At 68.5% G+C, this 18,001-nt stretch carries 19 protein-coding genes; 11 read left to right on the top strand and 8 right to left on the bottom strand.

What is annotated here, in order from left to right; translation table 11 throughout:
• Positions 1-28: 28 nt before the first annotated feature.
• From QZ951_RS01560 to QZ951_RS01535, 6 genes are all read right to left on the bottom strand, one after another.
• Positions 29-373, bottom strand: a complete 345-nt coding sequence (locus QZ951_RS01560; RefSeq protein WP_292997828.1) for a hypothetical protein — start codon at positions 371-373, stop codon at positions 29-31.
• A 94-nt stretch (positions 374-467) separates the two neighbouring features.
• Entirely contained in the window at positions 468-1,601 is a 1,134-nt protein-coding gene (locus QZ951_RS01555) for a zinc-dependent alcohol dehydrogenase family protein (RefSeq protein WP_366943778.1), read from the bottom strand.
• A 28-nt stretch (positions 1,602-1,629) separates the two neighbouring features.
• Entirely contained in the window at positions 1,630-2,070 is a 441-nt protein-coding gene (locus QZ951_RS01550; RefSeq protein WP_292997824.1) for a thioesterase family protein, read from the bottom strand.
• A 73-nt stretch (positions 2,071-2,143) separates the two neighbouring features.
• On the bottom strand, positions 2,144-2,896 hold the full coding sequence (locus QZ951_RS01545; protein ID WP_292997822.1) for a DUF6624 domain-containing protein: 753 nt from the start codon (positions 2,894-2,896) through the stop codon (positions 2,144-2,146).
• 52 nt (positions 2,897-2,948) lie between these two features.
• Entirely contained in the window at positions 2,949-3,953 is a 1,005-nt protein-coding gene (locus QZ951_RS01540) for an alpha/beta fold hydrolase (RefSeq protein ID WP_292997820.1), read from the bottom strand.
• A gap of 40 nt (positions 3,954-3,993) precedes the next feature.
• Positions 3,994-4,359 (bottom strand): histidine triad nucleotide-binding protein, encoded by a 366-nt coding sequence (locus QZ951_RS01535; protein WP_292997818.1) that lies wholly within the window; start codon positions 4,357-4,359, stop codon positions 3,994-3,996.
• A 132-nt stretch (positions 4,360-4,491) separates the two neighbouring features.
• Here QZ951_RS01535 and msbA point away from each other — a divergent pair, with 132 nt between their 5' ends.
• From msbA to QZ951_RS01510, 5 genes are read left to right on the top strand one after another with little or no spacing between them, the layout of a single operon-like run.
• On the top strand, positions 4,492-6,264 hold the full coding sequence (gene msbA, locus QZ951_RS01530) for a lipid A export permease/ATP-binding protein MsbA (RefSeq protein ID WP_292997816.1): 1,773 nt from the start codon (positions 4,492-4,494) through the stop codon (positions 6,262-6,264).
• Positions 6,261-7,274: a tetraacyldisaccharide 4'-kinase gene (lpxK, locus tag QZ951_RS01525; RefSeq protein WP_292997814.1), complete on the top strand. Its 1,014-nt coding sequence runs from the start codon at positions 6,261-6,263 to the stop codon at positions 7,272-7,274. Before msbA ends, lpxK begins: the two co-directional genes overlap by 4 nt.
• A gap of 15 nt (positions 7,275-7,289) precedes the next feature.
• Positions 7,290-7,469 (top strand): Trm112 family protein, encoded by a 180-nt coding sequence (locus QZ951_RS01520; protein ID WP_292997812.1) that lies wholly within the window; start codon positions 7,290-7,292, stop codon positions 7,467-7,469.
• Between the two features lie 2 nt (positions 7,470-7,471).
• Positions 7,472-8,269, top strand: coding sequence for a 3-deoxy-manno-octulosonate cytidylyltransferase (gene kdsB / locus QZ951_RS01515; protein WP_292997810.1), 798 nt, complete (start codon positions 7,472-7,474; stop codon positions 8,267-8,269).
• Positions 8,266-8,955, top strand: a complete 690-nt coding sequence (locus tag QZ951_RS01510) for a sulfur transferase domain-containing protein (RefSeq protein ID WP_292997808.1) — start codon at positions 8,266-8,268, stop codon at positions 8,953-8,955. The genes kdsB and QZ951_RS01510 overlap by 4 nt, the downstream gene beginning before the upstream one ends.
• Positions 8,956-9,078: 123 nt before the next feature.
• Here QZ951_RS01510 and QZ951_RS01505 read toward each other — a convergent pair whose 3' ends face one another.
• Positions 9,079-12,561 carry an Rne/Rng family ribonuclease gene (locus QZ951_RS01505; protein ID WP_292997806.1) on the bottom strand — a complete coding sequence of 1,161 codons (3,483 nt, stop codon included), beginning with the start codon at positions 12,559-12,561 and terminating at the stop codon, positions 9,079-9,081.
• Between the two features lie 475 nt (positions 12,562-13,036).
• On the opposite strand from QZ951_RS01505, the gene QZ951_RS01500 reads away from it, so the two are divergent.
• The 5 genes from QZ951_RS01500 (at position 13,037) to QZ951_RS01480 (ending at position 16,750) form a co-directional block, all read left to right on the top strand.
• A complete protein-coding gene (locus QZ951_RS01500; protein ID WP_292997804.1) occupies positions 13,037-13,270 on the top strand; it encodes a hypothetical protein in 234 nt (77 codons plus the stop codon).
• A gap of 352 nt (positions 13,271-13,622) precedes the next feature.
• A complete protein-coding gene (locus QZ951_RS01495) occupies positions 13,623-14,630 on the top strand; it encodes an RluA family pseudouridine synthase (protein ID WP_292997801.1) in 1,008 nt (335 codons plus the stop codon).
• Positions 14,631-14,772: 142 nt separating this feature from the next.
• Positions 14,773-15,429, top strand: coding sequence for an HAD-IA family hydrolase (locus tag QZ951_RS01490; RefSeq protein ID WP_292997799.1), 657 nt, complete (start codon positions 14,773-14,775; stop codon positions 15,427-15,429).
• A gap of 84 nt (positions 15,430-15,513) precedes the next feature.
• A complete protein-coding gene (locus tag QZ951_RS01485; RefSeq protein ID WP_292997797.1) occupies positions 15,514-16,092 on the top strand; it encodes an RNA polymerase sigma factor in 579 nt (192 codons plus the stop codon).
• A complete protein-coding gene (locus QZ951_RS01480) occupies positions 16,079-16,750 on the top strand; it encodes a hypothetical protein (RefSeq protein WP_292997795.1) in 672 nt (223 codons plus the stop codon). The genes QZ951_RS01485 and QZ951_RS01480 overlap by 14 nt, the downstream gene beginning before the upstream one ends.
• Before the next feature lie 30 nt (positions 16,751-16,780).
• Here the strand turns inward: QZ951_RS01480 and QZ951_RS01475 are convergent, their stop codons facing one another.
• On the bottom strand, positions 16,781-17,377 hold the full coding sequence (locus QZ951_RS01475) for a nucleoside triphosphate pyrophosphatase (RefSeq protein WP_292997793.1): 597 nt from the start codon (positions 17,375-17,377) through the stop codon (positions 16,781-16,783).
• 42 nt (positions 17,378-17,419) lie between these two features.
• Between QZ951_RS01475 and QZ951_RS01470 the strand changes: the two genes are divergently transcribed.
• On the top strand, positions 17,420-17,875 hold the full coding sequence (locus QZ951_RS01470) for a YceD family protein (protein ID WP_292997791.1): 456 nt from the start codon (positions 17,420-17,422) through the stop codon (positions 17,873-17,875).
• Positions 17,876-18,001 lie beyond the last annotated feature (126 nt).

The following is an 18,001-nucleotide window of genomic DNA, read 5'->3' as shown; positions in this document are numbered from 1 at the left end:
ATTTACCTCTTGTAGTGGTGGCAATTAGCTATCCTACCGCACGACTCGTGAGCGATCCTAGCCATCCAAAAATAGGAACGAACCTAAGGGAGCAGGCTCCGAGATTTAATAGGCCGGGTTCAAATAATTTAGCTTTTTCGAGCGGCCAAATCTCGCGGCGTATCTCCCAGCAACCATTTGGTGCGTCGGGCTTTCGCAAGGCATCCGCTGACTGCTCTACCGACGCGAAGAAACACTTGGTTTCATCACGGCACAGGCATTCGCTAATACAGTCTTTCAGCAGTACTTGCTTGCCGCTGTAACTGGGCTTGGGAGGTGGTTCCTTCAGCGATTCGACGATTTTGACCGGGATGCGCAGCCTAGCGATGGTCATCGGCCGATCCTTGTTCAGGCGGCTCTAGATGCCTTCAGCAATCATGTGCCGAGGCCAATTCGACCGTATTTGCAACGTATAAACACTCGGGCGATCAGAACACCAGCACTTGCCTCACCGCCTCGCCCCGCGCCAGCACATCAAACCCCTCGTTGATGTCCTCCAGCCGCAAGCGGTGTGTCAGCAAGCGATCCACCGGCAGCAGGCCTGCGTCGTACATCGCAACGAAGCGCGGGATATCGCGGCTGGGCACGGCGGAGCCCATGTAGGAGCCTTTCACCGTCCGCTCTTCCACGGTCAGGCTGACGGCCGGGATCGTGAACTGCTTGGACGGGTGTGGCAGGCCCATCGTCACGGTCGTGCCGCCGCGCGCGGTGGCGGCGTAGGCCTGTTGCAGCACCCGTTCGTTGCCGACGCTTTCGAATGAGAACTCGGCGCCGCCATGGGTGGCTTCGCGGATTGCGGCGACGACATCGGCCGACGTTTTCGCGTTGATGACGTGCGTGGCACCGAGCGATTTCGCCAGTTCGAGTTTCGAGTCCAGCAGGTCGATTGCGACGATGGTGCCGGCGCCGGCGGCGCGGGCGCCGAGCAGGGCGGCGAGGCCGACGCCGCCAAGGCCGAAGACCGCGACGGTCGAGCCGGGGGTGACCCTGGCGGTGTTGACCACGGCACCGACGCCGGTCAGCACGGCGCAGCCGAACAGCGCGGCGATCTCCGGCGCGAGGCCGGGGCGGATCTTGACCGCGGATGCGGCGGCGACCACGGCGTATTCGGCGAAGCCCGACACGCCGAGATGGTGATTGATCTCGACGCCTCCATTCGGGAACTTGAGTCGTCGCGCGCCGCTGAGCAGGGTGCCGGCGACGTTGGCCTTCGCACCCGGTTCGCATAGCGCTGCGCGGCCGGTGGCACAGGGCTGGCAGTGGCCGCAGGCAGGGACGAACGAGAACACGACGGCATCACCCGGCTGGTAGCCGGAAACGCCTGCGCCGCACTCCACGACGGTGGCGGCGGCTTCATGGCCGAGGGCCATCGGCATCACGCGCGGGCGGGTGCCGTCGATCACGCTGAGGTCCGAGTGGCACAGGCCGGCGGCAGTGACCTTGACCAGTAGTTCGCCGGGGCCGGGCGGGGCGAGGTCGATGGTGTCGATCTGCAGTGGCCTGGAGACGGCATACGGAGCCGGCAGGCCCATTTCGCGAAGGACGGCGGCGCGGGTCTTGATCATGGCGAGAGTCGGGTTCGGCGGGGGGTCAGGGCGTGGCGGACGGGACCAGCAGCGCGGTCAGCGCGCTGCGGATGGCCTCCGGAATCGGGCGGGATTTCTGCGTTTCGCGGTCGACGAAGACGTGCACGAACCAGCCTTCGGCGGCAGGCTCACGATCGCCTTCGCGGAACAGGCCGACTTCATAGCGGACGCTGGAATTGCCGAGCTTCGCGACCCGCAGGCCGGCATCGACCACTTCCGGATAGGCCAGCGACTTCAGGTACTTGCAGTGCGATTCGGCGGCGAAGCCGATGACCGCGCCACGGTGGATGTCGAGCTGGCCGTGTCGGATCAAATAGTGATTGATGACGGTATCGAAGAACGAGTAGTAGTCGATGTTGTTGACGTGGCCGTAGACGTCGTTGTCCTTCCAGCGCGTGGGAATGGCGAGGAAGTGCGGGTAGCGGGCGCGGGCGTCGTCGCTCATGCGAGGGTGTCGGTCACGGTTGGCAAGAGAAGAGAAGCCGGGCGGATCGTCACGCGATTCGCCCGGCACGGGTTCAGCGGATGACGCTGGCGTGCGGCGTGAGATCCACCGGAATGCCGTGGAACTGCTGCAGCAGGCAGCCGTAGTCGCGCATCGGGATCAGGCCGGCATCGGCACGGCGCTTCTCGAGGCCGGCTGCGTCGTCGATCGGCTGCGGATGGCTGATGCCGCCGACCGAGCGGAACTGGCTGCCGTAGACCTGCGGCTTGCCCTGCGTGGTGTTGACGCGATCGACCAGCATCGCGAAATCCTGCGGCACGATCTCGCCCTTGGCAGCCAGCGGTTCCAGCAGCTTCAGCAGCTTCTGCTGCAGTTCGGGATCCTTGTCGGCGTGCTGGGCAACGAGCCACGCGGCGCGAATGCCATCGCGACCGACCTGCGCGGCATTCGGGAACTCGCCGGCATCGACCAGTTCCCGCATGCGCCGGGTGTTGTCCTGATCGGCCTGGAAGATCGCGAGGATCAGCGCGGTTTCCGGGCGTCCGCCATTGGCCTTGGCGTTGGCGGCGGCATTGGCGCGGGCCTGCTGGTCCTTGTCCTTCATGGCCAGCAGTTCGGCACGCAGCTCCGGCTTCGTCGGCTTCGCTTCCGGTGTCTTGACCTCCTTCGCCGCGATCTTCTCGCTTTCCTGCTTGCGCAGTTCTTCGAACGGCGGGCAGCCGGTCAGGCCGGCGGCAGGGGCGGGATCGGCGGCGAACGCGGGTGCCGCGACCAGCACGGTGGACAGCAGCGCGCGACGGATCGCGCGGTGGGCGGTGGATGACATGGTTTCTCCTCGAAGTGCTTTTGTGGTTATGGAATCGATGCCGCGAAGGCGGTCAGCGCGGTGCGGCGTACGCCTGCAGGGGCGGTTCTTCGGCGCCGCGACCGGTGGCGACCGACAGCAGCGCCGCGAGATAGCTGGTGCCGTTGGCGGCGAGATAGTCGTTCAGCTGCACGCCGGGCGCGGACAGGCTCAGGCAGGCGGTGGCGGTATCGATCCGCGCGGGATCGGCCGGGCCGTCATGCTCGAAGGCATCGAGCACGGCGTAATAGACCGCGCCGCTGGTCAGGAACTGCAGATGGGTCACGAGCCGGGCGGGGCACAGGCTCTGGATCAGGAGGTTGGTCGCGCCATTGACCGCCGGCGAGTAGTTCGGCGGCAGGGTGGTGACGATCTCGTCGGTCAGGCTGTAGAGGCTGGTGTACGAAACACCGGCCGGCACGCTTTCGTTGGCGTTCAGTGCCGCCAGCAGATTGGCGTTCGGGCGCTGCTGCTGGATCGCCGGCGTGCAGGCGGCGATGGTCTGCAGGCAGATGACGTCCGCGGTCGGCGTGCCGTGATTGGAGCCGGCCATCGACACGAAGTCGTCGACGGCACCGGCGATGTCCGGCCAGTACTTCAGGGCCCAGCGCGCTTCGAGCGCGCCCTGGCTGTGGGTCAGCAGATTGACTCGCCGGCCGTGGTCGCGGCGCAGCTGGCGCACGGCGGCGACGACGTATTCGGCGGCAAGCTGGATGTCATCCAGCGCACGGTTCGGCAACTGCACGGTGCAGGTCGCGTAGCCGAGCGCGGGCAGGGTGGACGCATAGTTGCCGTCCCAGCTTTCGCTGGCGGTGATCCCGGTGCCGTGGATCAGCAGCACCGGGTTGCGCCCGCTGGGCGTGGCCGGCGCCGCGGCGCTGGGCGTGATGCAGCGCAGCGCCTGATCGAGATCGGACTGCGTGATGCGCAGCGCCGGCCCGGGGCCATCGAGCGTGGCGCTGCTGCAGGCAGCGAGGCCCAGGACGATGCCGATGACGGCCAGCACGGGAAGCCAGCGGCGGGTGATCGATCGCGTCATGGCGCGTGGGCCTCCTCGGGGCCGGTGCTCGTCGGTCCGCTCAGCCCGGCGGCCACTTCAGCGGGCGGCCGGCGATGATGTGCAGGTGCAGATGGAACACGCTCTGTCCTGCCGCGGCGCCGTTGTTGACGACGAGGCGATAGGCGTCGCCATAGCCTTCGGCCTCGGCAATCGCCGTGGCCTTCAGCATCAGGTGGCCGAGCAGGGCCTGATCTTCGGGCACGGCGTCGCACAGGCGCGGCATCGGCTTCTTCGGAATCAGCAGGATGTGGACGGGCGCGGTCGGATTGATGTCGCGGATCCCGATGCAGAGATCGTCCTCATGGACGATCGTCGCCGGAATCTCGCGAGCGATGATCTTTTCGAACAGCGTCTTGGCAGCGCTGGGTGCCGGGGGGCTGGACATGGCGGTTCCTGGTGGAGGGCGGCGAATGACGGTGGGCGGGACGCGGCGGCCGCGGGCGCTCGGCACCCGTGATCACGGCCGCGCGCGGCAGGGCGATCTTAGACGACGGAACGCGACTGCTACCATTTCGCGATGAGTGCTCCTGCCGCGAATCGCGACCCCTATCGTCCATCGGCCGTCTGGCGCCGTCTGCTGCGCTACGGCGCGCCGCACTGGCGGCTGTTCCTGCTCGCCGTCATCGGCATGGTGACGTTCGCCGCCACCGACATCACCTTCGTGCGGCTGATCAAGCCGCTGATCGATTCGATCTTCGTCGAGCGTGATCCGAAGGTGATCGCGATCATGCCGTTCGCGATTCTCGGCATCTTCCTGCTCCGCGGGCTGGCCGGCTTTTCCGCCGCTTACGGCATCGCCGCCGTTGGCCAGCGGGTGGTGTCGCGGCTGCGCTGCGAGGTGTTCGAGCACCTGCTGCTGGTGCCGGTCACGCATCACGACAAGGCGCGCAATGCCGATCTGCAGACGCAGCTGACCTATCACGCCGGGCAGGTCGCCGACAGCGCCACCGGCGTGCTGACCTCGATCATCAAGGACGGCCTGTCGGCGCTCGGGCTGCTCGGCCTGATGTTCTGGACCAGCTGGAAGCTGGCGCTGTTCACGCTGATCATCGCGCCGCTGGTCAGCGGCTCGATCACCTGGGTCAACCGGCGCTTCCGGAAGTTGTCCGCCCGCGTGCAGAACTCGGTCAGCGGCATCACGCATTCGGCCGACGAAGCGATCACCGGTCGCCGGATCCTGAAGCTCTACGGCGGCGAGAAAGTGGTGCTCGACGCCTTCCGCCGCATGGACGACTACCTGCGCCGGCAGAGCCTGAAGATGACCGCGAGCGGTGCCGCCAGCAACAGCGCGCTGGAAGTGATCGCCGCCATCGGCGTGGCGATGCTGGTCTATGTCGCGACCGCGCCGGGCATGATCGAGACGGTCTCCGCCGGCACGTTCGCCTCGTTCATCGCCGCGATGCTGAGCCTGCGCGCTCCGATGGCCTCGATGACCGGCATCAGCGAGCGCCTGCAGCGCGGCCTCGTCGCCGGTGCCGACCTGTTCCGCTTTCTCGACACGCCGGTCGAGCAGGACAGCGGCACGCGCGCGCTGGCCCGCGCCAATGGCGCGCTGCGCTTCGACGACGTGCGTTTCGCGTATGACGCGGACGGCCGCGACGCGCTCGCCGGCGTGACGCTCGACGTCACCCCGGGTTCGACCGTGGCCTTCGTCGGCCGCTCCGGCAGCGGCAAGTCGACCCTGCTGTCGCTGATTCCGCGCTTCTACGAGCCGCGCGCCGGCCGCGTGCTGCTCGATGGCTTCGACGCGCGCGACTATCGGCTGAGCGATCTCCGGCGGCAGATCGCGCTGGTCGATCAGAACATCGTGCTGTTCAACGCCACCATCGCCGACAACATCGCCTACGGCAGCGAGAACGTCAGCCGCGAGCGCATCGAGCAGGCCGCGCGCCGCGCCCATGCCTGGGAATTCATCGCCGCGCTGCCGCAGGGGCTCGACACCGTGCTCGGGCAGGATGGCGCGAACCTGTCCGGCGGCCAGAAGCAGCGCCTGACCATTGCCCGCGCGCTGTACAAGGACGCGCCGATCCTGATCCTGGACGAGGCGACGAGCGCGCTCGATACCGAATCCGAACGCGCGATCCAGCAGGCGCTGACCGAACTGATGCGTGGCCGCACGACCCTGGTGATCGCCCATCGGCTGTCGACGATCCAGAGCGCGGACTGCATCGTGGTGATGGATCAGGGCCGCATCGTCGAGCAGGGCACGCATGCCGAACTGATCGCCCGCGATGGCGCCTACGCGGCGCTGCATCGGCTGCAGTTCCGGGACGAGCCGGTTGCGGCGTGAAGGCGTGGCTCGAACAGCGCTGGTATTCGACGGAACCCGCGCCGCTGCCGCTGCGGCCGCTGGCCGCGCTGTACGGCCTGATCGCCGATCGCATCGCGGCGACGACACGGGCGCAAGCCGTGCGGCTGCCGGTACCGGTGATCGTGGTCGGAAACCTCAGCGTCGGCGGCACCGGCAAGACGCCGGTGACGATCTGGCTGGTGCAGCAGGCGCTCGCCCTCGGCTTCAGGCCCGGCGTGATCAGCCGCGGATACGGCGGACGAGCCGCGCAGTACCCGCTGCGGGTGACCGCGAGCAGCGATCCCGCCGCCTGCGGCGACGAGCCGGCGCTGATCGCGCGGCGCACGCGCGTGCCGGTGGCGGTGGCACCGGATCGGGTGGCGGCGGCGCGGCTGCTGATCGAAGAAGACGGGGTCGATCTGCTGATCGCCGACGATGGCCTGCAGCATCACCGGCTGGCGCGCGATCTTGAATTCTGCGTCGTCGACGGCGCGCGCGGGCTCGGCAATGGCGCGCGGCTGCCAGCCGGGCCGCTGCGCGATGCGCCATCGCGTCTGGCGAGCGTCGATGCCGTGATCGTCAACGGCACGCTGCGATCGCCGCTGCCGGCGCACGGCCGGCCGCAGTTCGCGATGCAGCTGGTCATCGAGAACGCACTGTCGCTGGTCGATGGCGACGCGCGCGCGCTGTCGGCCTTCGCCGGGCGGACCGTGCACGCCGTTGCCGGCATCGGTCATCCGCCGCGCTACTTCGCGGCGCTGGAAGCGCAGGGCCTTGTCGTCATTCCGCAACCGTTCCCGGATCACCATCGTTACGTCCCGAGCGATCTTGCGTTCGGTGACGACCTGCCGGTGCTGATGACCGAGAAGGACGCAGTGAAGTGCGCGGCGTTCGCGCGCCAAGGCCTGTGGTGCGTGCCGGCGGAAGCGCGGTTCGGCGAGGCCGACACGGCGCATGTGCGAAAATTGCTGTCCGGTCTCCCCCGCAAGATCTCACTGACACCTCACTGAAACCTGACTGAATCCATGGACAAGCGCTTGCTCGACATTCTCGTCTGCCCGGTGACCAAGGGGCCGCTGACCTGGCATCCGGACGTGCAGGAGCTGTGGTGCAAGGCCTCGCGCCTCGCGTACCCGGTGCGCGACGGCATTCCGGTGATGCTCGAGGAAGAAGCGCGCCCGCTCGGCGATGACGAACTGAAGTGAGCGTGGCTGCTCCACCGCCGTTCCGAATCGTGATTCCGGCGCGGCTCGGCTCGACCCGCCTGCCGCGCAAGGTGCTCCGCACGCTGTCCGGCAAGCCGCTGGTGCAATGGACCTGGGAAGCCGCGCGCGCCGTCGTCGGCCCCATGACGATGCCCGATGCCGCGCCGGATGCCGTGATCATCGCGACCGACGACGCGGAAGTCCGCGCCGCCTGCGCAGCGTTCGGCGCCGACGTGCGGATGACCGATCCGGCGCATCAGTCCGGCACCGATCGCGTCAACGAGATCGCCACCGCCGCCGGCTGGCCGGACGACACCATCGTCGTCAACCTGCAGGGCGACGAGCCGCTGATGCCGGCGGCGATGGTGCTCGAAGCCGCGCAGCTGCTCGCCAGCGATGCCACGGCCGACATCGCCACGCTGTGCCATCCGCTGCATGAGCTGCAGGATTGGCTGAACCCGAATGTCGTCAAGGTGGTGATGTCCGCGAACGGTCACGCGCTGTATTTCTCGCGCGCGCCGATTCCGTGGAAGCGGGAAGGGACGAGCCCGACTTCGCCGCTGCCGGCCGGGCTCGCGTTCCGCCACATCGGCCTGTACGCCTATCGCGTCGGGGCGCTGCGCCGGTTCAGCGGGCTGCCCGTGTCGTCGCTCGAACAGTGCGAAGCGCTGGAACAGCTGCGCGCGCTGGAAGCGGGCCTGCGCATTCGCGTCGGCATCTCGGCCGTGCCGCCACCGCGTGGCGTCGATACCGAAGCCGATCTGGAAGCCGTCGCTGCCGCGCTGGAAGTTCGCGCATGAGCCAGCAACCGCTGCCGCCGCCGGACGTCCCGCTGCTCCGTGGCTGGGCGCGCGTGAAGGCCTGGCTCAACATGCTTTTCGTCGATCACTCGCTGTTCCGCTTCATCTACAACACGCGGCTGGCGGTGACGCCGGAACTGCATCGCTGCGGGCACCCGATGCCGTATCAGTTGCGCGCGGCGAAGCGCGCCGGCATCAAGACCGTGCTGAGCCTGCGCGGCAACGAGACCCATCTCGGCTCGAACCAGCTGGAATGGGACACCTGCAAGCGCATCGGCCTGACGCTCGTGCATTTCCCGATCGCCTCCCGCAGCGAGCCGAAGGCCGAACAGGTGCTGACGATCATGGATCTGCTCGAGAGCCTGCCGAAGCCGCTGCTGATCCACTGCAAGTCCGGCGCCGACCGTGCCGGGCTGGTGTCGACGATCTGGCTGATGATGCGCGGCGAGCCGGTGGAAAGCGCGATGCGGCAGATGGACTTCTGGCGTCACGGCCACATCAAGGCCGCGAAGACCGGCGTGCTCGATCAGTTCTTCTACAGCTGGCGCGACTGGCGCGACGCCCACCCGGGTGCCACGTTCCGCGATTGGGTCGCCAATCACTACGACGCGGCGGCCGTGCGCGCCTCGTTCAAGTCGAATTTCTGGGCCAACCAGCTGGTCGACCGGATCCTGCGGCGCGAGTAGCCGCGCCGCGCACCGGCCATGAAAAAAGCCGCGCCGATCGAGGAGATCGGCGCGGCTTTTTTGCGTCGCTGCGTGCTGGCGCGAGGCTTGATCGCGATCGATCGAGGCCCGCGCCAGACCGGCTCAGCCGGCGGTGTCCGGCTTCTTCGCGTCCGTTTCGACGGCCGCCACGACAACGGCCGCAGCCGCCGCGATTTCAGCCTTCTTCACGACCGGCGCCGCGTCGGCATCGGCCGCTGCTGCCGGCTCGGCCGGCGCTTCCGTTGCGGCGGCGACTGCAACCGGCGCTTCCGGCGCGGCCGCGACTTCGGCTGCGGACGCGGCTGCCTCGGCGACGGGCGCGACTTCCGCCACCACTTCCGGTGCGACGACGGCCGCGGCGACCACCGCTTCGACCACCGGCGTTTCGACCACCGGCGCGGCGGGCACGTCGACGGCTGCTGGAGCGGCGTCGGCGACGACCGGCGCTGCGGCCGGCATGTCGGCAACGAACGCCGGTGCCATCGTCGGCGCAGGCGCCGACTCGACCGCTGCGGCAGCCGGCGCTTCGGCCACCACGGCTTCCGCCGCCGGCGCGTCGCTGGCTGCGGTTGCCGCGACTGCATCGGCCGCCGCTGCCGGCGCATCCGCGATCACCGGCACTGCCGGCGCTTCGACCACGGCGGGCGCGTCCGTCACCCCTTCGACCGGTGCCGTCGAGACCGCTTCTGCAGCCGGGGCCACGGCCGCGGCTTCAGCGACCGCCGGGGCTTCGGCCACGACGGCCGCTACGGCCACAGGCGCCGAATCGCGGACGGCGATCGCGTCGACTGCCGCGTCGGCTTCCGGCGCGACCTCGATGCGGACCGGGCGCTGGTCGCGGCGCGGGGCATAGCCCGGCTCGTCACTGCCGGCGCGCGGCGCAATGGCGGCCGGGTCGAACATCGGCGAGGTGTCGTCGGCCACGTTCAGGCCAGCGGCGTCGGCGTCATCGCTGCCGTCGTCCGCGCCGTTGCCGCTGTCATCGCCGGCGGCGTTTTCGCTGCCCGGCGCGCCATTGGCATTGCGGGCTTCGCCGTTCTCGCCATTGCGACCGCGACCACGACCGCGCCGGCCACGGCGACCGCGACGGCCACCACCTTCGCGGGTTTCGCCGGCACCGGCGGCTTGCGCGCCGTCGGCCGCTTCGCCGTCGACCGGCGTCGTCGCCATCAGGTCGGACATCGTTTCCACTGGCGCTGCAACGTCGCCGAACACCTGCGGTGCGGCGACGGCGGTGACCACGGCTGCAGTGGCGAGCGCCTCACCGGTGGCCGCTGGCGCAGCCGCAGCGCCGTTGGCGGCGTTGCCGTTCTGGCCGCTGTTCTGGCCGCTGTTCTGGCCGCCGTTCGGATTGGCGTTCTGGCGCGGATTCGGGTTCTGGTTCTGGGGCTTGGGCTGCTGCGGCGGACGCTCGCCCCGCGGCTGCTGCGGCGGACGTTCGCCGCGCGGCTGCTGGCCCTGCTGACCGTCACGCGGCGGGCGGTTGCCGCCATCGCCGCGCGCGTCGTTGCCGTTGCGGTCGCGATCACGGCCACCATCGCGGCCGCCGTCACGCTGACCGTCGCGGCGCTGGCCGTCCTGCGGACGCGGTCCGCGGTTGTCGCCGCGGCCCTCGTTGCGGTTGCCATCGCGGCGCTGGCCGTCCTGCGGACGACCGTCGCGGCGACCGTCGCCCCGGCCACCGTCGCGCTGACCATCGCGGCTGCCGTCGCGGCCGCCGTCACGACCATTGCGGTCGGACCGCGGCTGCTGGCCCTGCGCTCCCGGACGCGCGGACTTCGGCGCCGGCGTTTCGACCGGTGCCGGCTCGCTGCTGCCGCCGCCGAACAGGCGCTTGAGCCAGCCCCAGAAGCCGCCGCCGCTGGCGACCGGCTTCAGCACCGCCACCGGTGCCGGCATCGCGGCCGCCACGGGCGCTGCAGCGACGGTCGGATCCGGCGCATCGAGCGGCAACGGAGCCGGGGCGTTCGGCAGCATCTGCTTCACCGCCGCTTCGCCGGAAGCGCTGCGCGGCGCCGTCGGCGTGCCGCTCGGCATCATCGCGGCGCGGGCGTCGGCGCGGAAATCCTGCGCCAGACGGTGGCTCAGGCCGTTGTTGTTGTCCTGGGTCAGATGATCGGCGCGAATGCGCGTGATCTCGTACTTCGGCGTTTCCAGCGTCTCGTTCGGAACCAGCGACACCACCACCATGTAGCGCGATTCCAGCTCGGCGATGACGCCGCGCTTCTCGTTCAGCAGGTAGGTGGCGACGTCGACCGGCAACTGCGCGATCACGCGGCCGGTGCGGTCCTTCATGCACTCTTCCTCGATCAGGCGCAGCACCGCCAGCGCCAGTGATTCGACCGAGCGGATCTGGCCGCGGCCTTCGCAGCGCGGGCAGGCGATCTGGGTGTGTTCGGACAGCGACGGGCGCAGACGCTGACGGCTCATCTCGAGCAGGCCGAAGCGCGACAGGCGGCCGACCTGCACGCGCGCGCGGTCGATCTCGCAGGCTTCCTGCATCGCCTTCTCGACTTCGCGCTGGTTCTTGGTCGAGTTCATGTCGATGAAATCGATCACGATCAGGCCGCCGAGATCGCGCAGGCGCAGCTGGCGGGCAATTTCCTCGGCCGCTTCCAGATTGGTCTGCAGCGCGGTTTCCTCGATGCCGCCACCGCCGGTGGCCTTGGCCGAGTTGATGTCGATCGAGGTCAGCGCCTCGGTCGGGTCGATCACGATCGAGCCGCCCGACGGCAGGCGCACCATGCGCTCGTGGGCCGATTCGATCTGGCTTTCGACCTGATAGCGCGAGAACAGCGGAATGTCGTCGCGGTACAGCTTCAGCTTGTTCAGCTCGGCCGGCATCGAGCGCTGCATCTGGGTGCGCGCTTCCTCGTAGATCTCGACGTTGTCGACGATCACCTCGCCGATGTCCGGGCGCAGGTAGTCGCGCAGCGCGCGCAGCACCACGTTGTTTTCCTTGTACAGCGGGAAAGGCGCCGGGAGTTCCTTGGCGGCGGCGTAGATGTCGTTCCAGGTGCCGGCGAGGTTGTCGAGGTCCGCCTGCAGCTCCGGCGCGGCGCGGCCGATGCCGTTGGTCCGGACGATGATGCCCATGCCTTCCGGGATCACCAGCGCGTTCAGCACTTCGCGCGCTTCTTCGCGTTCTTCGCCCTCGACCCGACGCGAGATGCCGCCGGCCTTCGGGTTGTTCGGCATCAGCACCAGATAGCGACCGGCGAGGCTGACGTAGGTGGTCAGTGCCGCGCCCTTGTTGCCGCGCTCTTCCTTCTCGACCTGGACGATGATCTCCGAACCCTCGGCGATCAGTTCCCGCATGTTGCCCTTGCCGGCGCCGCTGGCGGTCGAGCGGTAGTAGTCCTTGTGGATTTCCTTCAGCGGCAGGAAGCCGTGACGTTCCGCGCCGTAATCGACGAAGCAGGCTTCGAGGCTCGGCTCGACGCGCGTGATCTTCCCCTTGTAGACGTTGGACTTGCGCTGTTCACGCGAGGCCAGTTCGATGTCAAGGTCGTAAAGCTTCTGCCCGTCGACGATGCCCACGCGCAATTCCTCGCGCTGTGTGGCGTTGATCAGGATTCTTTTCATTGATGCGGTCTCGATTGCTGTCTGTTGACACGCTCGACCGCGCAAAACGGGATGCGGCGCGTCTGTGGCGCGCCTCGATCGTTACGAAGATGACTGGATTCGATCGTCGATTCATCCCCGCCTCGCGCGGGAACGCTGGATGTGTACGGAGCGTCGACCAACCGTGGTCGACGGACTTGATTCGGCGCTGACCAGGCGGGCGGTTTGCTACCATGCCTGCCGTTTGACCCGCCAAAAGACCCGGCATGGACATGTGTCCGCCGCCGGGTGGATGTCGGCCGCTGTCGCGGCAAACATTCCGGAGTGTGCCATACAATTCCTCGACCAAGGTAGCGTTTTTCGTTGCCACTCAAAGGCATGGCGCAGCCTGTTGATCATCGGCAAGGGGCCGTTCCGGTAACGAAACAGGGACGATCGTCACCGCGTTTTCCCGGTTCTTGCCCGGCCGATTCCGGCGCGACACGGTCAATCGAGATTGTTTTCGCCGAAGCTGACTCGGCATCTGCACCCACCCTCGTCGGGATCACCCGGCGCATGCCGAGATCACCGTGAATCGCAAAACTCCCAGCAAGCCAGCCGCAAGATCGGCCAACACGACGCGATCTGCCGTCAAAACAGCGCCAAAATCCGCGAAATCGCGGACATCGCGACCGGATTCGGCCCGCCCGAAAAGCGCCAGAACGGGCGCATCGGCGCCGAAAAGGCGTGAAACGGTGCTGAACTCCGCCGGTTACGCCGAGTTCATGGGACGCCCGGCCGCACCGAGCCCGAGGCCCGATCGCGATGCCCGCGCCGCCGCTCGCGACGGCCGTCCGGCACGCGACGATCGCCGCGCGGGTGGCCGTCCGGCGCCTGCGGCGGCGAACGACGCGCCGCCGCCTCGCTCGAAAGAGGGAGTTCCGGCTCGTTCGACCGCGCGCCCGTCGGCGGCTGCGCGACCGGCTCCGGTTCGCGATGGTGACGGCAAGCCGGCGGCGGCGCGGCCGCCGCGGCCGTCCGGGGGCCGTCCGTCGACCGGCAGGCCTGGCGCCCGCTTCGGCAGCAAGCCGGCGACGAAGAAGGTGTCAGCCCCGAAGTTTACCAAGGCCAACCGGCCGTCGAAGTCGACCGAGGCCCCGGCCGAAGCGCTGCCGACGCAGGTGCTGCACGTAAAGGTCACGGCGAACGAGGACGGTCAGCGCATCGACAACTTCCTGATGAAGCGCCTGCCCGGCGTGCCGAAGTCGCATGTCTACCTGATCCTGCGCTCCGGTCAGGTGCGGGTCGACGGCGGCCGGGTCAAGCCGGACCACAAGATCGCGCTCGATCAGGAAATCCGCATCCCGCCGGTCCGCATTGCGGAGAAGAGCGAGCAGATCCGTGCGCCGGATGCCGTGCTGAATCGCCTGCGCGAAGCGATCGTGTACGAGGACGAGCATTACCTCGCGATCTGCAAGCCGGCGGGACTCGCGTCGCATGGCGGCACCGGCATCGCCTACGGCGTGATCGAGGCCGCGCGTGGCTGGGGCAAGTACGACTTCCTCGAACTCGCCCATCGCCTCGACCGCGACACCAGCGGCGTCTTGCTGCTGGCGAAATCCCGGCCGGGCCTGCTGCGCGCGCAGCGCGCGTTCCGTGAAGGTCTGGCCGACAAGCGCTACTTCGCGCTGATCGTCGGCCGGCTGCAGGGCGGGGCGCGCGATGTCGACGCGGCGCTGGTCAAGCGCTCGATCCCCGGCGGCGAGCGCTTCATCGACATCGACGAGGAAGACGGCAAGCCGTCGAAGTCGCGCTTCGTGCCGCAGGCGCATTACAAGGACGCCACGCTTTGCGAAGTGCACATCTTCTCCGGCCGCACGCACCAGATCCGCGTGCACGCGCTGGCGCTCGGCCATCCGGTGGCGGGCGACCGCAAGTACGGCCTGCGTGACGATCAGAAGCCGATCCGCGACAAGGGCCTGCGCCGCATGTTCCTGCACTCGCACTTCCTGCAGCTGCCGGCCGATGGCGAGTTCGGCAAGCTGATCATCAACGCGCCGATGACCGAGGAGCTGCGCGAGTTTCTCGACGTGCTCGGGCCCGGGCGCTGAACGCGTGGCGGCGTACGACCTGCTGATCTTCGACTGGGACGGGTGAGATCACGCGGCTTTGCGAGCACGGCTCGCAGCGTGATCGAACGCCCGGCACGGATGCCGGGCCGGACAATCCGCCATGGATGGCTCGGGGAGCGCAATGCAATTCGATTTGTTGATTTTCGACTGGGACGGAACCCTCGCCGATTCCGCCGGCGAGATCGTGTCCAGCATGCAGATCGCGATCCGCGATCTGAACCTGCCGCCGCGCGCGGATCAGCAGATTGCCGAGCTGATCGGCCTCGGCCTGGCCGATGGCATGCAGCGGCTGTATCCGGACATCGAGACGCCGGTGCTGATGAAGATGCTGATGCAGCATCGCCGCGCGAACCCGACCGCGATCTACATCGCGCCGCTGTTCGACGGCGCGGCAGATGCGCTGCATGCGCTGCACACCGGCGGCTACCGGCTGGCGGTCGCCACCGGCAAGCCGCGCGCCGGGCTTGATGGCGCGCTCGACGTGCATCACCACATCCGGCCGCTGTTCGAGACCAGCCGCTGCGCCGACGAAACGGCCGACAAGCCGCATCCGCGGATGCTCGAGGAAATCCTGCGCGAAACCGGCGTTGCGGCCGAGCGGGCGCTGATGATCGGCGACACCGAATACGACGTGGCGATGGCGCGCGCCCTCGGCGTGCCGGCGCTCGGCGTGTCCTGCGGCGTGCACGCGCCGGAGCGTCTGCAGCGCGCGGGTGCGGCGGCGGTGCTGCCGCATGTCGGCCATCTGCCGGACTGGCTGAACGGCCTGATGCGCTGACCGCCGATCGAAACCTCGTCGATCGCCGTGATTTTTTCGCGGCCGCTGCGAATCATGCAGGTGACAGGACGGCAAGAGATCGGCATGAAGCAGCGGGATGTCACGCGGGAGCGGCGATTCGAGGCGCTGCTGCACGCGCATCGGAAGATCGTGTTCAAGGTGGCGAGTGTCTATGCCCGCAGCGCCGACGATCGCCACGATCTGGCGCAGGACATCACGATCCAGCTCTGGCGCGCGTTCCCGAGCTACGACGACAGCCGTCGCTTCTCGACCTGGCTGTACCGGGTGGCGCTGAACGTCGGCATCTCGTTCCTGCGCCGGGAGCAGCGCCTCACCGCGCCGCTGGCGCCGATCGACGCATTCCCGGGCCTGGCCGCGATGCCGGCCGATGACGACGGGGACGAACGTCTGCGTGTGCTGCAGGCGCTCATCGACACTCTCGAACCGCTGAACCGCGCGCTGATCCTGCTGCTGCTCGAAGAGCGCAGCTACGCCGAGATCGCCGACATCGTCGGCATCAGCGAAACCAATGTCGCCACCCGGATCAGCCGCATCAAGCAGCAGCTGCGGACGCGCCTGACGGCGCCTGCCGACGCCCATCCCAACCCGAAACCCGACCCGAAGCCGAACCCGACCGGAGCCCGCCCCGATGGAACTCGATGACCTGAAAGCCGCCTGGCACGTGCTGGATCGCCGGGTCGAGCGGCTCGACGCGCTGGAACTCGGCCGGCAGCGGCAGTCGCGGCTCGGCGGCATCCAGCGAAGCTTGCGCTGGCTGCTGCTCGGTCAGGGCCTGCAGCTGCTGACCGGCGTGATCCTGTGCCTGATCTTCGCGCCGTACTGGGTTGCCCATCGCGCCGAGCTGCAGTGGCTGATCTGCGGGCTCGCGCTGCACGGCTACGGCGTGCTGCTGATCGCGTTCTCGATCCACACGATGCTGCGCCTGCGGCAGCTGGACTACGGCGCGCCGCTGCTGGCGATCCGGCAGCGGATGGCGCAGCTCGCGCGCTGGAAGCTGTCGGTCGAGTGGCCGGTGTTCGCCAGTCTGGGCTGCTTCATCTGGATTCCGCTGACGCTGGTGCTGTTCGGCGGCATCGGGGCCGATCTCTGGCGCCATGCGCCGGGCGTGGTGGCCGGATTCATCGCCAGCGGCTTCGCCTGTCTGGGTCTGGTCATCGCCGGCTTGCGGCTGATCGCCCGTGCCGGGCGCGATCCGGCCGCGAACCGCTGGGGCCAGTGGCTGCGCGACAGCGCGCTCGGCGGGCGGATCGTCCGCGCCGAACGGGAACTGGCGGAGCTTGCGGCGTTCACCCGCGAATGACCACCGCCAGCGGATCGGCCGCCGGCAGGATTACGGAATGGCCAGACCGGCTTCCGCCAGCATGCGCCGCACCGCGATCAGCGGCAGGCCGACCAAGCCGGTGGCGTCCTCGCTTTCGATGGCATCGACCAGCGCAATGCCGAGGCCCTCGCTCTTGAAGCTGCCGGCGCAGTCGAACGCCGGCTCGGCATCGACATAGCGTGCGATTTCGTCATCGCCCAGCGCCCGGAAGCGGACATGGGTGCGGTCGACATGACGCAGGATCGTCGCCGTCGCCTCATGGATCAGCGCCACGGCGGTGATGAACTCGACGTTGCGGCCGGACTGCAGGCGCAGCTGGGTGATGGCGGCTTCGCGTGTGCCGGGCTTGCCGAGCACCTCATCGCCGCAGGCCACGACCTGATCCGAACCGAGCACCCAGCGGTCCGGATGGTGCCGGGAAATGACCCGCGCCTTGGCCTCGGCCAGTCGTCGCGCCAGCGCCAGCGGCGATTCGCGCGGCAGCCTCGTTTCATCGGCCTGCGACGGCATCGCCACGAACGGCAGGCCGAGCCGGGACAGCAGCTCGGCGCGATAGCGCGAGCCGGAGGCGAGGATCAGCGGTGAATCGGCAGTGATCGGAAGCATGCTTTTGTCTTGTCGATGAGGGCGGTCGATAATGCACTGACGATGACCCCAGAAATTCGAGAACCCCAGAAACGCATCCTGCCGCTGCACGCCAAGGTTTCCAGTGCGCTGGCGCGCGAAGCGATCTACGAGGGCACGCTGCCGGTGGCGCGGCTGGAGCGGCTGAAGGCGGCGGTGGTCGACGACACCGTCGATCTCCACGTTCACCTGCAGTTGCGGCGTGATGCCAACCGTGCGCCGAAGCTCGAAGGCACGGTCACCGGCCAGCTGCCGCTGATCTGCCAGCGCTGCCTGCGCCCCTTCCTGATGCCGCTCGACACCATCGTCGACCTGCGCCTCGTGTTCAACGAGGACGAGGAAAACCGTGTGCTGAAGGACGCCGAGCCGTGGCTGATCGAGGACGACCAGCTGATGTTCCACACGGTGGTCGAGGAAGAAGTGCTGCTGGCGCTGCCGTACGCACCGCGCTGCGAGCAGGACGACTGCCGGCCCGGCTGATGCGGTCGCCGCGCGCGGCGCCGGACACGAGCCCATCCGCCAGACAGTCGCCGGCCTGGCGGCCGGTCGTGATTGCCGCACACTTTCCAGGACAATCAGGGTAGAATTCGCGCCCCTGGGCGATCC

Source organism: Nevskia sp. (genome assembly GCF_021732705.1).
Classification (GTDB): domain Bacteria; phylum Pseudomonadota; class Gammaproteobacteria; order Nevskiales; family Nevskiaceae; genus Nevskia.
The sequence above is the reverse complement of the archived record's forward strand: the minus strand, read 5'-3'. Positions and strand labels throughout refer to the sequence as shown.

Excerpts from the sequence above, each read along its gene's own strand:
- QZ951_RS01485 (WP_292997797.1), top strand. The coding sequence starts at position 15,514 with ATGAAGCAGCGGGATGTCACGCGGGAGCGGCGATTCGAGGCGCTGCTG.
- QZ951_RS01510 (WP_292997808.1), top strand. The coding sequence starts at position 8,266 with ATGAGCCAGCAACCGCTGCCGCCGCCGGACGTCCCGCTGCTCCGTGGC.
- QZ951_RS01560 (WP_292997828.1), bottom strand. The coding sequence starts at position 373 with ATGACCATCGCTAGGCTGCGCATCCCGGTCAAAATCGTCGAATCGCTG.
- QZ951_RS01545 (WP_292997822.1), bottom strand. The coding sequence starts at position 2,896 with ATGTCATCCACCGCCCACCGCGCGATCCGTCGCGCGCTGCTGTCCACC.
- msbA (WP_292997816.1), top strand. The coding sequence starts at position 4,492 with ATGAGTGCTCCTGCCGCGAATCGCGACCCCTATCGTCCATCGGCCGTC.
- QZ951_RS01470 (WP_292997791.1), top strand. The coding sequence starts at position 17,420 with ATGACCCCAGAAATTCGAGAACCCCAGAAACGCATCCTGCCGCTGCAC.
- QZ951_RS01550 (WP_292997824.1), bottom strand. The coding sequence starts at position 2,070 with ATGAGCGACGACGCCCGCGCCCGCTACCCGCACTTCCTCGCCATTCCC.
- QZ951_RS01480 (WP_292997795.1), top strand. The coding sequence starts at position 16,079 with ATGGAACTCGATGACCTGAAAGCCGCCTGGCACGTGCTGGATCGCCGG.
- QZ951_RS01505 (WP_292997806.1), bottom strand. The coding sequence starts at position 12,561 with ATGAAAAGAATCCTGATCAACGCCACACAGCGCGAGGAATTGCGCGTG.
- QZ951_RS01520 (WP_292997812.1), top strand. The coding sequence starts at position 7,290 with ATGGACAAGCGCTTGCTCGACATTCTCGTCTGCCCGGTGACCAAGGGG.
- QZ951_RS01490 (WP_292997799.1), top strand. The coding sequence starts at position 14,773 with ATGCAATTCGATTTGTTGATTTTCGACTGGGACGGAACCCTCGCCGAT.
- QZ951_RS01475 (WP_292997793.1), bottom strand. The coding sequence starts at position 17,377 with ATGCTTCCGATCACTGCCGATTCACCGCTGATCCTCGCCTCCGGCTCG.
- QZ951_RS01535 (WP_292997818.1), bottom strand. The coding sequence starts at position 4,359 with ATGTCCAGCCCCCCGGCACCCAGCGCTGCCAAGACGCTGTTCGAAAAG.
- QZ951_RS01540 (WP_292997820.1), bottom strand. The coding sequence starts at position 3,953 with ATGACGCGATCGATCACCCGCCGCTGGCTTCCCGTGCTGGCCGTCATC.